The organism is Bacillus sp. YC2 (assembly GCF_019891195.1).
Lineage (GTDB): Bacteria > Bacillota > Bacilli > Bacillales > Bacillaceae > Bacillus.
In genome coordinates this window covers 1-12,671 of the sequence record NZ_JAHXDO010000007.1, presented here as the reverse complement: position 1 = coordinate 12,671, position 12,671 = coordinate 1, and the positions used below count along the sequence as shown (strand labels likewise).

The 12,671-nt window shown below is 46.8% G+C and carries 15 protein-coding genes and 1 pseudogene; 6 read left to right on the top strand and 10 right to left on the bottom strand.

From position 1 onward, the window contains the following. Positions 1 to 22: 22 nt before the first annotated feature. From mmgD to ytaF, 8 genes are all read right to left on the bottom strand, one after another. Positions 23 to 1,120: a citrate synthase gene (gene mmgD / locus KY305_RS12410; RefSeq protein WP_223062802.1), complete on the bottom strand. Its 1,098-nt coding sequence runs from the start codon at positions 1,118 to 1,120 to the stop codon at positions 23 to 25. Between the two features lie 21 nt (positions 1,121 to 1,141). Then, positions 1,142 to 2,275: an acyl-CoA dehydrogenase gene (locus tag KY305_RS12405; RefSeq protein WP_223062801.1), complete on the bottom strand. Its 1,134-nt coding sequence runs from the start codon at positions 2,273 to 2,275 to the stop codon at positions 1,142 to 1,144. A 36-nt stretch (positions 2,276 to 2,311) separates the two neighbouring features. Then, positions 2,312 to 3,163 (bottom strand): 3-hydroxybutyryl-CoA dehydrogenase, encoded by an 852-nt coding sequence (locus tag KY305_RS12400; protein ID WP_223062800.1) that lies wholly within the window; start codon positions 3,161 to 3,163, stop codon positions 2,312 to 2,314. Positions 3,164 to 3,186: 23 nt separating this feature from the next. Continuing rightward, entirely contained in the window at positions 3,187 to 4,368 is a 1,182-nt protein-coding gene (locus KY305_RS12395; RefSeq protein ID WP_223062799.1) for an acetyl-CoA C-acetyltransferase, read from the bottom strand. Between the two features lie 126 nt (positions 4,369 to 4,494). Then, the gene (locus KY305_RS12390) at positions 4,495 to 5,232 is read right to left on the bottom strand and encodes a glycerophosphodiester phosphodiesterase (protein WP_223062798.1); all 738 of its coding nucleotides are present in this window, start codon (positions 5,230 to 5,232) and stop codon (positions 4,495 to 4,497) included. A gap of 85 nt (positions 5,233 to 5,317) precedes the next feature. Continuing rightward, entirely contained in the window at positions 5,318 to 5,944 is a 627-nt protein-coding gene (locus tag KY305_RS12385) for an N-acetylmuramoyl-L-alanine amidase family protein (protein ID WP_223062797.1), read from the bottom strand. Positions 5,945 to 5,963: 19 nt separating this feature from the next. Next, a complete protein-coding gene (locus KY305_RS12380; protein WP_223062796.1) occupies positions 5,964 to 6,257 on the bottom strand; it encodes a hypothetical protein in 294 nt (97 codons plus the stop codon). Between the two features lie 329 nt (positions 6,258 to 6,586). Beyond that, positions 6,587 to 7,222: a sporulation membrane protein YtaF gene (gene ytaF, locus KY305_RS12375; RefSeq protein WP_396021522.1), complete on the bottom strand. Its 636-nt coding sequence runs from the start codon at positions 7,220 to 7,222 to the stop codon at positions 6,587 to 6,589. Positions 7,223 to 7,369: 147 nt separating this feature from the next. Between ytaF and KY305_RS12370 the strand changes: the two genes are divergently transcribed. From KY305_RS12370 to alr, 6 genes are all read left to right on the top strand, one after another. Beyond that, on the top strand, positions 7,370 to 8,002 hold the full coding sequence (locus KY305_RS12370) for a helix-turn-helix domain-containing protein (protein ID WP_223062795.1): 633 nt from the start codon (positions 7,370 to 7,372) through the stop codon (positions 8,000 to 8,002). Between the two features lie 279 nt (positions 8,003 to 8,281). Continuing rightward, complete coding sequence (locus KY305_RS12365; protein ID WP_316252450.1) at positions 8,282 to 8,437, top strand: hypothetical protein; 156 nt, start codon at positions 8,282 to 8,284, stop codon at positions 8,435 to 8,437. A 92-nt stretch (positions 8,438 to 8,529) separates the two neighbouring features. Continuing rightward, the gene (locus KY305_RS12360) at positions 8,530 to 9,648 is read left to right on the top strand and encodes an NADH-dependent flavin oxidoreductase (protein WP_214798965.1); all 1,119 of its coding nucleotides are present in this window, start codon (positions 8,530 to 8,532) and stop codon (positions 9,646 to 9,648) included. Between the two features lie 131 nt (positions 9,649 to 9,779). Then, positions 9,780 to 9,992, top strand: coding sequence for a spore germination protein (locus tag KY305_RS12355; protein WP_223062955.1), 213 nt, complete (start codon positions 9,780 to 9,782; stop codon positions 9,990 to 9,992). 145 nt (positions 9,993 to 10,137) lie between these two features. Beyond that, a complete protein-coding gene (locus KY305_RS12350; RefSeq protein WP_223062794.1) occupies positions 10,138 to 10,350 on the top strand; it encodes a spore germination protein in 213 nt (70 codons plus the stop codon). A 379-nt stretch (positions 10,351 to 10,729) separates the two neighbouring features. After that, on the top strand, positions 10,730 to 11,914 hold the full coding sequence (gene alr / locus KY305_RS12345; protein WP_223062954.1) for an alanine racemase: 1,185 nt from the start codon (positions 10,730 to 10,732) through the stop codon (positions 11,912 to 11,914). Positions 11,915 to 12,170: 256 nt separating this feature from the next. On the opposite strand, the gene KY305_RS12340 is transcribed toward alr, so the two are convergent. Both KY305_RS12340 and KY305_RS20050 read right to left on the bottom strand, forming a co-directional pair. After that, positions 12,171 to 12,482 (bottom strand): hypothetical protein, encoded by a 312-nt coding sequence (locus KY305_RS12340; protein WP_223062793.1) that lies wholly within the window; start codon positions 12,480 to 12,482, stop codon positions 12,171 to 12,173. Between the two features lie 12 nt (positions 12,483 to 12,494). Then, positions 12,495 to 12,671, bottom strand: a pseudogene (locus KY305_RS20050) (lipase); the annotation flags it as partial.

Below are 12,671 nucleotides of genomic sequence, written 5' to 3'. Positions count from 1 at the left end.
TTCCTTTCTCTTGCATATCTGTTTACAGGCGCGCCCCGGTATAGCGGACACGCGGGCGGAAAAGCCGGTTGTTATCGTGCTGTTCCATCACATGAGCGCATAAACCGACGGTCCTTGCGCTGAAGAAAATAGGCGTATACAGCGGAATCGGAATGCCGAGCATGTAATAGACGGGTGCGGCGTAATAATCTAAATTCGGATAAAGGCCTTTTTCCTCCAGCATGACCTTTTCACCGGCTTCACACATGTCATATAGACGGTCATCGCCGGAAAGATCGCACAGCTGTTTCAGCGCTTCTTTCATCATAAGCGCTCTCGGGTCCATTTTTTTCATGTAGACACGGTGGCCGAAGCCCATGATTTTTTCTTTCTTTGCCAGCTTTTGAGTTAATAGTTGTACGAATCCGTCGCTATCCTTCGCTTCCTGAAGCATATACATGACTGCCTCATTCGCTCCGCCGTGAAGATTTCCCTTCAGCGACGCGACAGCTCCGGTTAAAGCGCCGTATATATCTGATTGAGTGGATGCAATGACGCGGGCGGCAAACGTTGAGTTGGGCAATTCATGCTCACTGTATAAGATGAGGGAACGGTCAAAAGTATCCTCTTCAAGCGATGAAGGTATTTTTCCTGTAATCATGTATAAGAAATTTGCGCTGTATGATAACGACTCGACCGGCGCCAGAGGTTCCAGACCGTTTATAACGCGATAACTGTTTGCCGTTAAGTTCGGCATTTTCCCCAATAGCTCACAGACTCGGTGCTGATTTTCAGAAGGCGAACGGCCGTCAAGGTTTTTGTCAAAGCCCCCAAGTGCAGAGAGTCCCGTTCTCAATCCGTCCATCGGGTGAGTACCTCGGGGCAGCAGCCGGCAGATCTGCAAGATTTCCTCAGGAATTCGCCCGCTGCGTTTAATGCTTCCCTCCAGCACCGCCTTTTCCTTTGGATTAGGAAGCCTGCCTGCCAGCAAGAGGTGGACAATATCCATGTAGCTGTTCGTTTTAGAAAGTTCAATCAGATCATGGCCTTTGATTAAAATGTTTCCTTTTTGTGTATCAAGAAAAGAAATCCCCGTTTCCACTGCGATGACGCCTTCTAAACCGGGAGAATATGATTCCATGATTTCGCTCCTTTTCTGCTATTATTGAAGAAGATACTTTGAAATAATCAGTCTTTGAATTTCATTTGTACCTTCATAGATTTGTGTCACTTTCGCATCCCGAAATAAACGTTCTGCCGGATAATCTTTCATGTAGCCGTAGCCGCCGTGAATCTGAACGGCTTCCGTCGCTGCTTTCATCGCTGCATCAGACGCGAATTGCTTCGCCATTGATGCTTCTTTTCCGCAAGGAAGTCCCCGCTGGTACAGATCAGCGGCTTGATAGACTAACAGTTTCGCCGCTTCGGCATTCACAGCCATTTCAGAAAGCTTAAATGAGACTGCCTGATTGGAGGCGATGGGCCGGCCGAACTGCGTCCTGTTTTTCGCATACTCAACAGAACAGCCGAGCGCCGCTTCTATAATGCCGAGCGCCTGAGCCGCGATGCCGATCCGTCCGACGTCAAGGTTTTTCATGGCAATTGAAAAACCCTCTCCTTCTTCTCCAAGCCTGTTTTCAACGGGGATTTCCGCTTGATCAAATCGCAATTCAACCGTGTTGGAGCCCAAAAGCCCCAGCTTTTTTTCTTTTTTTCCGATGTGAAAGCCTGGTGTGCTTTTTTCAACGATAAAAGCAGATATGCCCTTTCTCCCTTTTTCCGGATCTGTCAAGGCAAACGCGAGATACAGATCTGCCGCTCCGCCGTTTGTAATAAATATTTTTGAGCCGTTAAGAATATAAGAGCCGCCTCTTCGCATCGCCGTTGTTTTTAAGCTGCCCGCGTCAGATCCGGATTGCGGCTCGGTGAGCGCAAACGCGCCTACATACTCCCCCGCAGCCAGTTTGGGGATATATGTTTGTTTTTGGGCTTCTGTCCCGAAATGCAGAATCGGGATTGTCCCTACTGATGTGTGAACCGATAAAATAACGCCGACGGCCGCGCTGATTTTTGAGATTTCGTGTATCGCCATGATATAAGACACTGGGTCGGCTCCGGCTCCGCCATAGGCTTCCGGAACAGGGATTCCCATAAGGCCTGCCGCACCCATTTTTTTGATCAGGCTGCTTGGAAATTCATCTGTTTGTTCCATGAGCTCGACCATCGGCGCGACTTCTTTACGGGCAAAATCCCGAAACATTTTTCTCATCATGATGTGCTCTTCCGTCAAATGCACGGCTGCCGCCTCCCGCATATTTTCGCCATACTTACGTCACCTTTCATACTCATAAAAACCACGGCCGCTTTTTTTGCCGAGCCAGCCGGCGCTTACATATTTTCTGAGCAGCGGACATGGACGGTATTTCGAATCTCCAAGCCCCGTGTGCAGGACCTCCATTATGGAAAGGCATGTGTCCAAGCCGATTAAGTCGGCTAACGTTAAAGGCCCCATCGGATGACGCATGCCGAGCTTCATCACCTCATCGATCGCTTCTTTTGACGCAACTCCTTCATAAAGGCAGAAAACAGCTTCATTTATCATCGGCATCAATACACGGTTGGACACAAAGCCCGGAAAGTCATTGACTTTCACCGGTGTTTTTTTCATCTTTAAGGCAAGCCTCTGTACGGTTTCCGTCGTTTCATCGGATGTGGCGAGCCCTCTGATTACTTCAACAAGTTCCATGACCGGAACCGGGTTCATAAAGTGCATGCCGATCACTTTCTCCGGCCTTTGCGTGACAGCCGCAAGCTCTGTAATCGGAAGAGAGGAAGTATTGCTGGCTAAAATGGCATGAGGCTGGCAAATGCGATCTAGTTTTTGAAGCAATTCAGCTTTGGCTTTTTTGTTTTCGGCTATGGCTTCAATGACAAAATCGGCTGTTTCCGCTTCATCCAGCCCGGCCGGAGAAATGCGGCTGAAAATGGTTTCTGTCTCAAGATGTGACTTGCGCCCTTTCGCCTTATCTCTGTCCAGATTTTTTTGTATGTATTGAAGGCCTTTTGTCACTGCAGCCGGCTCCCAATCATATAAAATGACGTCAAACCCTGCTTCTGCGGCAGTCTGGGCAATGCCTGCCCCCATCTGTCCCGCGCCTGCGACCATTATCCTTTTCATCTTCATCTGTTTCTCCCTTCGCTTGATATTCAGTACACCTCAAGCAGCACGGCGTCCCCTTGAGCGGCTCCGCTGCATATGGCCGCCACGCCTAAACCGCCGCCGCGCCGCTTCAACTCGTATATGAGAGTCATGATGATGCGGGCGCCGCTTGCTCCGATCGGATGGCCGAAAGCAATCGCGCCGCCGTTTACATTTACTTTATCAAGGCTGAAGCCGGCTATTTTCTCACTCACCAGTACGACGGACGCAAACGCTTCATTCACTTCGAACAAATCAATGTCCTCAATCGAATAGCCGGTTTTTTTCAGCAGCTGATTGATGGCCTCCCCCGGCGCGCTTGCAAGCTCAGAAGCTTCCAATCCGACAGAAACAAATCCGAGAATTGAAGCAAGCGGTTTGACATCGCGCTTTGCAGCTTTTTCCTCTGACATCAGCACAAAGGCTCCCGCACCGTCGTTTACACCCGGAGCATTGCCTGCTGTGACCGTTCCGTCTTTAGTAAAAATAGGAGAAAGTTTCGCAAGCTGTTCGAGGCTTGTATCAGGGCGCGGCCCCTCATCAGCTGCTACAGTGTATTCTTTGCCTTTTTTGCCGGTCCAAGTAACGGGGACGATTTCTTCTGCCAATTTGCCTGCATCAGCTGCATCAGCGGCCCGTTTCTGGCTCAGCAAGGCGTAATTGTCCTGTTCATTTCGGGAAATGCCGTACTTTTTGGCCGCATGGCTCCCGTGAACGGCCATATGAACGTTTTCAAATGCACATGTCAATCCGTCATGTACCATTAAATCCTGAAGTACACCGTCTCCCATCCGAACGCCCCAGCGGCCGGCCGGCACGGCGTACGGAATGCTGCTCATACTCTCCATTCCGCCGGCGATAAGCACGTCCGCATCATGCGCCCGAATCATCTGGTCACAGAACGTGACGGCTCTGAGCCCCGATGCACATACTTTATTAATCGTCTCAGCCGGAACGGACCAAGGAAGTCCTGCGAACCTGGCAGCCTGCCGCGCCGGAATCTGGCCCGCTCCAGCCTGAACGACCATTCCCATGACGGCTCCTTCTGCTTCCCCGGTACTGACACCGGCGCGTTTCATTGCTTCTTTTATAGCAATGCCGCCAAGCTCTGCCGCCTTTACTTCTTTTAATGCCCCTCCAAATTTTCCAAACGGCGTTCTAGCCGCACTTACGATTACCGTTTTCCCCACAATTTTGCCTCACTTTCATCAAGATAAAGATAACGCTTACATAAAACGCCCTGTTTGATTATATGAAGCCTTAGATGGTGTTATGTTTTTTGCCTATAAAAAAAGAAGACTGCATGAACAGTCTTCTTATTTGCCGCATTCTCGCCTTACAGAAACAGCCAGCTCAGGGTAATCTGTAAAAAATGCATCGGCTCCCGCCTTTATCAGCCATTTCATATCTTCCGGACGGTTGACGGTAAACGGCCGCAGCGCCACCTGATTCTTTGCCAGCTGTTTCACGGCTTCCGCGCTGACAGCCGGCGTGCCAAGCTTCGGATGATAACCTGAAGCCGGAATCGCTGCCGCGTACCGTTCGGGCTGGTGAATCACATCCATTGTCAGCACCGCTCTTTCAATATCGGGTGCAAGCGTATGGCAAAGCGCCATGCTTTCATGATTAAAGGAAGAAAATATAATGCGTTTTTCCAGTCCGTAATACCTGACCTTCTTAATGACTTCTTCTTCCATTCCTTCGTAATGGAATATGCTGTTTTTCAGCTCTATATTGATCAGAAAGTCGGCCTTTTCCGCCAAACGCAGCACATCTGACAGAAGCGGCACTCTGACGCCTTTAAAGGAATCCTTCCATTTGCCGGCTGCACTGGCAGTTCTGATTTTCTCATAAGCCGTATCCTTCACAAAGCCTTTCAGCGTCGTGGTTCGGTCAAGTGCTTCATCGTGAATGACAACGATGCGGCCGTCTTTTGTCATTTGTACGTCAAGCTCGATTCCGTCCGCGCCCGCCTCAATCGCTTTTGTAAAAGCAAGCATTGTATTTTCGGGGTAGTGTCCCGACGCCCCCCGATGGGCAAAGATATTTGTCATATGTCACCTCAGATGTTTGTCATCGGTTTTCTATATTATAATCGTTTTGCATAAAAGGAGGGCGCCATTTACGCAATTTTTACATTTACTGATTTTCATAATAGGCTTCGATTCCGTTAACGACGGCATCGGCGGCATGTTCTTGGCCGCTGTTGTTTTTCAGCTTGTCCGCATCTGAAGGATTTGTGATAAAGCCTAATTCAGCGAGCACACTCGGCATTTTCGAATATGTAATGACATAAAAAGGCGCTTCTTTTACACCTCTGTCTCTCGTGCCCAAGGACGAGACAAGCTGATGCTGAATTTCTGAAGCAAGCTTTTCGCTGTTTGCTCCTTCATATGCCGAATTAAAATACGTTTCCGTTCCCGCCGCTGATGATACACCTGAATTCGCATGCAGGCTGACGAACAAATCCGATTGGCTGGCGCTTGCTTTTGCCACTCTCTCGTCCAGGCTTAAAAAGGTATCGTCAGTTCTTGAAGCTACCGGTTTTGCGCCTTCTGCGTCCAGTTTGGCTATGACTCGATTCGAAACCGCCACATTCACGTTTTTCTCCAATAATCCGCTGCCGGATGCCCCGCTGTCCCCGCCGCCATGTCCGGCGTCAATATAGATGGTTTTCCCTTGTATCGGTTCGGCCGCATAGACTGACGGCGCAAGCAGCAGCAAAGCCGCACCGAATGCGGCAGCGCTTTTCGTTAGTAACCTCACGTTTTTTCCTCCCCCATTTTCACTTGTTGTTTTCTCTTTTCATTTCCTCAAGACGCAGTTGTCCGCTGCTCTCTTTTTTATAGGTGATTTGCACCGCCGTATGTTCAGGCAGAGACTGACAGTCAAATCGCTTTGCCGGGGGCACCTTGACCTTTTGCCGTTCACCGTCTATTTCCACTGTTATCGTATCTTGGCCGTTTGTTTTGATGTAGATCCCTTCCTGTGTAAATGACGGTGCTGAATCCGCCTCCGCGGTGTAATCGCAGCCTGATAACAGCCATGCGGTGAAGATCAGCAGAATGACAGACTTCACTGGATCACCCCTCGTTTTCTTGTTCGGCTTAATCTTTGAACAGAATGGCCGTTTTGTAAAGGGCGCCTCCTTTCACCCAGCGTTTTTCCACATTTTAGAAGAGGGCTGCAAGACCCGCTGATTACCTGAAGTTAGAAAGAAAGCAAGCTGATCAGTCTATGAAAAAGGCTCTATCGGAAGGCTGCATATGCAAAATTTAACGGAAACAGACGACTTTCTATTCATTTTGAAAAAATGGCTTCTCCGCAAAAAGAGAGGGGCGCATAGCGCTCCCTCTTTAGAAACCGTTCATATTTATTTTGCGTGTTTCATAGAATGAACGGGACAACTTAAAAGAGCAGTGTATTAATGGCAATGATAAGAATAATGGCTCCGCTGAACACCGTGCTGAACTGCCCGACATGAAAGGATCCGATCCGCAATGACGCGGCTTTTTTCCCCAGCGTACAGCCGATCCATATAGTAAGGAAGCTTCCGGCAGCAGCGGTGATGGAAATCGCGGCAGGAGACAGCCCGATTAATCCCGCGCTTAATCCATTTGTGAGCGCATTTGCAGATACGGCTACCCCCAGAACCATAGATTCCAGCATGCCGATTACTCCTGAGCCATCGGCATCAGCAGCCTCCGGGTTTTTCAACAAACCGGAAAAACGGCCTTCTTTTTTTGACGAAACATCAATACGCGCTGTTTCTTGTTTTTTTCTCGGAACGGCCAGCAGGATGATACGGATGCCGATGACGGATAAAATAAAGGCTGCCAGCAATACGGGAAGAATGCCTGGTAAAATAGCCGAAATCCATTTTCCGAAATAAATGCCGATATAGCTGAATAAAAAACAGATAAACGCGATCATTATATTTGCTGCATGTGGTATTTTTATTTTTCTGATTCCATAAGACATCCCCACACCCAAATTGTCGATGCTTGATGATACTGCCAATCCCAAAATCAATAACCAAGCCATGTATTCCCTCTCCATTCTTTGATGTCTTTTCAACACGTCATGCTGTTGAATCTACACTATCCTATTCAGCTGCTCAGGAAAGGTACCCGTTATTCATCAATTTGTTGATCATTTATCATCATACCTGCGGAAACGAGGTGACACCCATTGACAGAGAAAAGAAACAAAGACCTTGGCCTCCTTTTAAAATCATTGCTTGAAGAGAACTCACTCTCAATGAGAAAGCTCAGCACACTGACAAACATTGATACAGCTACCATCTCCCGCATTATTAACGGAAAGCAAAAAGCAAACTTAAAGCACCTTCAGGAATTCTCGAAACATCTGCATATTTCGCTCGAAGAATTACTTGAAGCGTCCGGCATAGATATCGGAAATGACAAAGAAACGCCATCCCCAGACCCGCTGACAGCGATTCAGGATATGCTCAATATGGCCGAAATGTTTGATAAGCCTTTTACGCAAGAACAAATTGAGCGTGAACTGACCAGATATGAGCAATATGCCAAAACCCAGCAGGGCCATCGCCTCATTTGTGAAGAGTTTCAAAAAAAAATGGATGACGAAGGAAGTGTCGGCCCGATTATTGATCATTTAAAGGAGATGCACCTTCAATATATGGATGAATCGACCCCGCCCGAAGATCGCGCCATCCTCGGAAGCGCTTTGCTATATTTTATTTTGGCGACAGATGTGATCCCCGATTATATGTTTCCGATCGGCTATTTGGATGACGCAATCGCCGTTCAAATCGCTTTGCATCGGCTGAAAAAGACGTGACGGCGCTTTTTGAAAAAAGCGCTTTTTCGTGTTGAAAAAAATGAAACACCGTATTACGGTTTTGTCAAAACAGAGACAGCTGTCATATGATGCATTAACCTAAGAAAAAGGAGGGTGTCTTCTATGGACAGCAACACAGTTGTGGCAGTTTGTGCTCTATTAAGTGTTGTGATTCAGATCGGAACGATATTCGCCGCGGGAAAGTATAACAAAGAATAACGAAAACAAATTGACGGGATTTTTCAGCAGGCGTATGCTTATAAATAACTTGTAAATGATATGAAAGAAGATATGAATATGAAAAAAATCCTCCTCCTCTTCGCTGTTGCTGTGATATTCAGCTCGATCGGCCATCAGATTTCAGGCGGCTATACGGACCCTGAAAAAGAGCGCAGAAAACCGTTCCATACGCTTAAATGGCTGAACTGGTCCTAGATGCAGAAGAAGCATAAGCAAATTAATTGCACACAATTCAAACATAGGCTAGAATACTGTCGAGTCAAACTCCCAAGGAAGAAGGCGAAATAATGAAGCAAAAATATAAACCGCTGTTTGAACCATTTACGTTTCAAAGCGGCGTCACCATACCAAACCGGATCACGGTTGCACCGATGACCCACTATTCATCCAATGAAGACGGTACGATATCTGACCGCGAAATCAGCTATATTACCCCACGTTCAAAAGAGATGGGCATGGTCATTACGGCATGCGCAAACGTAACACCGGACGGCAAAGCGTTTCCGGGCCAGCCTGCCATCCATGATGATTCCCACATTCCCGGCTTGCGCAGACTTGCCGAGACCATTCAATCACAAGGAGCAAAGGCCATTGTCCAAATCCACCACGGCGGATTGGAATGCCCTCCTGAGCTCGTGCCGAATGAAGACGTCGTCAGTCCGAGCGGTGCAGAAGAAAACGGCAGTCAAACAGCCCGCGCCCTCACTGAACAAGAGGCTGAACATATCGTAAAAGCGTTCGGCGAAGCGACACGAAGAGCGATTGAAGCAGGTTTTGACGGCGTAGAAATTCACGGGGCAAACGGCTACTTAATTCAGCAATTTTACTCCCCGAAAACAAATCAGCGCACAGACCGCTGGGGCGGAAGCGCTGAGAAACGATTAGCTTTTCCGCTTGCCGTTGTTGACGCAGCCAAAAAAGCGATCGCCGAACACGCGAAGGATCCGTTTGTGCTCGGTTACCGCCTGTCACCGGAAGAGCCGGAAACGCCGGGCCTTACAATGACTGAAACATTCACGCTTGTTGATGCGCTCGCGGAAAAAAACTTGGATTACTTGCATATTTCCCTGATGGACGTCAATTCTAAAGCACGCCGCGGGGCAGATGTTACACGGACCCGAATGGATTTACTGAACGAACGTGTCGGTCAAAAAGTGCCGCTGATTGCAGTCGGTTCCATCTATACTGCAGATGAAGCACTGGCAGTGATTGAAAGCGGAATTCCATTAGTGGCTTTGGGACGCGTCATCTTAATTGATCCTGAATGGGCAGTGAAGATTAAGGAAGGCCGAGAACAAGATATCGAAAAAGTCATCAAAGCTTCTGAAAAAGAAAAATACCGCCTCCCTGATCCGTTATGGGAAATGATCAAAAACACACGCGGCTGGGTGCCGTTTGAGGAGTAAACATAGAAGAAACTGCCGGGAATTCCGGCAGTTTTTTTATCGCCCATAAAATTTTTGCCGCTTTGTTTAATCTTATTCAAAATGACAGCGTACATATAGTTAATAGATTAATAGAAAGGAGACCGTATATGATGGCTGGTTTTCCTATTAATATTAACAGCGTTTCCGGGAGCGGAGTTGTCAATGTCGGCGGCGCGTTTTCAATAAGTCCGTTAACCGTATCAAAAAGCGTCTTCGGGTCCGGGGGTTCTAATACGGGAATTGTCATCGAAAATAACTTGTTCAGCACAACAAATTCAGTAAACTCCCAATATTCAGATCAAAACGTAACAAAAACGATATGATGATGACTCCGAATATCTCCCTTCATCCGGCTGCAGGAAAGCCGGTCTTTTTATTTTTTCAAAATTTTTGCCGCTCCGTTTAATCCTATTTAGAAAGAATGCGTACATATAGTTAGTAGATTGCAGGGAAAGGAGACAAAATAACATGACCGATTTCCCTATTCATATTAACAACGTATCAGGAAACGGAGTTGTCAATGTCGGCGGCGCGTTTACCATCAGCCCTTTAAGCGCTTCAAAAACAGCGTATGGATCCGGAGGTTTAAATACCGGAATTGTCATCGAAAACAACCTTGTAAGCCAGTCGAAAATGATCGGCCGCCAATTTTCAGATCAGAATGTTGTGAAATCGTTTTAGTTAAGGCTGCGTTCATGTGGAGGATATGCGCTCCCCGCGCCTATCATCCGCTATGCAGCACCCTCCGCTAATGTATAACAGCACTTATGTCCCCCTTGTGCTGCCTGCCATTCCCAAAACAATCACATATGAAAAGGTGAAGGTTACGTATGATGATTAAAATGTACGATCTGATATCCTCACTCGCCATCAATCTTCACCTAAAGCCGCATGTATCACTTTATTTGCTTGATGATTTCAAACTCGTTAAATTGAAGGCTTGCTGTTGAATGATTTCAGTTAAAGCGGAATAAAAATTAGATTGAAAGCATCCAACCATTGATGTTACGGAATTTATTGAACGGCGGTTTACTATCCTATAAGAAGGAAGGTAGCATTGATGAAAAAGCTCTGCCGAGAAGTTTGGATCGAAGTAAATCTTGATGCCATTAAAAAAAATTTACGAGCGATTCGCCATCATATTCCAAATAAGACCAAAATTATGGCTGTCGTAAAAGCGAACGCTTATGGTCATGGGTCTGTAGAAGTGGCGCGCCATGCATTGGAACATGGGGCGAGTGAGCTCGCTGTTGCCAGTGTGGAGGAAGGAATCGTTTTACGAAAAGCAGGGATTACAGCACCTATCCTTGTGCTTGGTTTTACGTCCCTTAGTTGTGTAAAGAAGTCAGCGGCTTGGAATATAACATTATCAGCATTTCAGGTTGATTGGATTAAAGAAGCAAACGAGATATTGGAAAAAGAAGCGAGTGCTAATCAGCTAACTATTCATATTAACGTGGATACCGGCATGGGACGATTAGGTGTACGCACAAAGGAAGAACTTATAGCAGTAGTGAAAGCCCTAAAGGCAAGCGAATTCCTCAGGTGGACAGGGATTTTCACACATTTTTCGACAGCTGATGAACCAGACACAACACTCACAAAGCTGCAGCACGAAAAATTTATCAGTTTTCTCAGCTTTTTAAAAAAACAGGGGATTGAGCTGCCCACCGTGCATATGTGCAACACGGCTGCAGCTATCGCCTTTCCGGAATTTAGCGCTGACATGATTCGTTTAGGTATCGGCTTATATGGTTTATATCCTTCAGCCTATATTAAACAACTAAATCTCGTTAAACTTGAACCTTCGCTAAGTTTAAAGGCGCGCATCGCTTATGTCAAAACCATGCGGACAGAACCCCGAACCGTTAGCTATGGTGCTACATATGTCACAGAACCTAATGAAGCAATTGCTACACTTCCGATCGGCTATGCTGACGGCTATTCTCGTGCCCTTTCCAATCGCGGATTTGTTCTTCATCGCGGAAAACGAGTGCCGGTAGCGGGAAGAGTAACAATGGATATGATCATGGTCAGTTTAGGAGAGAACAGTGAAGGTAAACAAGGGGAAGAAGTCGTGATTTACGGTAAGCAAAAAGGAGCCGAGATTTCCGTTGATGAAGTTGCTGAAATGCTTAATACGATCAACTATGAAGTGGTGTCTACATTAAGCCGCCGCATCCCTCGTTTTTTTATAAGAGATGGCGAGATTATCAAGGTATCAGCTCCAATATTATACGTGTAGATTTTATTTGGGGACATCCGACCACCTCCTCAACCAGTAATACCCACGACTATCAAAGCCGCACAGTTCATCGAAAATTTCTTCCCATTATTAGTAACTGCGAGGTTAGTTGCGGATTGGCCTCTTCGGAAATAATTGAGAAGTCACTTTTAAAAACGGACACCTTTTTGCTAAAATATATCCGTCATTAATAGATGCGTATAGCCTTCGAAAAATGGACAAAAAAATAGACGGGCGGCGGTCCCGTCTATTACTCTCATCTCGTCCTAAAACTATTCACAAAAGCTTCCCCTTCTGCCTCAGTGCGAACAATCTGCTGAGCACTCTCACTGATCCGTTCTGCCATCGCTTTTTGAGCCTTTCCCTCAAAGCTGTAAAGAAGCGCTGTATAGACCTCGTTTAATTCTTCCTGAATGGCGCTCATCTGGAACTTCGGTTTCAAAGCACTGCGCACAGTCTGTAACTTCGTGTTTGCTGCTTGCGTCATTCCTGTTTTCAGCATTTGCCGCTGAAGCATTTTTCTCATGGGGTCATCTTTTTGTTCCAGAAGCTTGTCTAATGTCGTCATGAAAATCATCTCCTATAAACGTAACCAGTTTGCCAGCATTTGATCTTTTTCCTTAAAGTCATCCGCGATTTGATGTAAGAATCCGCCGATCTCTTCAAGGTCTGTTATCGCTGCCTGCAATGAATCAATGTATGCCTGCTCTGCCTGTGTGTCATAAAAAATCGGGCCTTTATCGTAAGATTGCGCAAT

Excerpts from the sequence above, each read along its gene's own strand:
- KY305_RS12355 (WP_223062955.1), top strand. The coding sequence starts at position 9,780 with ATGGCTGGTTTTCCTATTAATATTAACAGCGTTTCCGGGAGCGGAGTT.
- KY305_RS12390 (WP_223062798.1), bottom strand. The coding sequence starts at position 5,232 with ATGACAAATATCTTTGCCCATCGGGGGGCGTCGGGACACTACCCCGAA.
- ytaF (WP_396021522.1), bottom strand. The coding sequence starts at position 7,222 with ATGGCTTGGTTATTGATTTTGGGATTGGCAGTATCATCAAGCATCGAC.
- mmgD (WP_223062802.1), bottom strand. The coding sequence starts at position 1,120 with ATGGAATCATATTCTCCCGGTTTAGAAGGCGTCATCGCAGTGGAAACG.
- KY305_RS12365 (WP_316252450.1), top strand. The coding sequence starts at position 8,282 with ATGAAAGAAGATATGAATATGAAAAAAATCCTCCTCCTCTTCGCTGTT.
- alr (WP_223062954.1), top strand. The coding sequence starts at position 10,730 with ATGAAAAAGCTCTGCCGAGAAGTTTGGATCGAAGTAAATCTTGATGCC.
- KY305_RS12400 (WP_223062800.1), bottom strand. The coding sequence starts at position 3,163 with ATGAAGATGAAAAGGATAATGGTCGCAGGCGCGGGACAGATGGGGGCA.
- KY305_RS12360 (WP_214798965.1), top strand. The coding sequence starts at position 8,530 with ATGAAGCAAAAATATAAACCGCTGTTTGAACCATTTACGTTTCAAAGC.
- KY305_RS12340 (WP_223062793.1), bottom strand. The coding sequence starts at position 12,482 with ATGACGACATTAGACAAGCTTCTGGAACAAAAAGATGACCCCATGAGA.
- KY305_RS12350 (WP_223062794.1), top strand. The coding sequence starts at position 10,138 with ATGACCGATTTCCCTATTCATATTAACAACGTATCAGGAAACGGAGTT.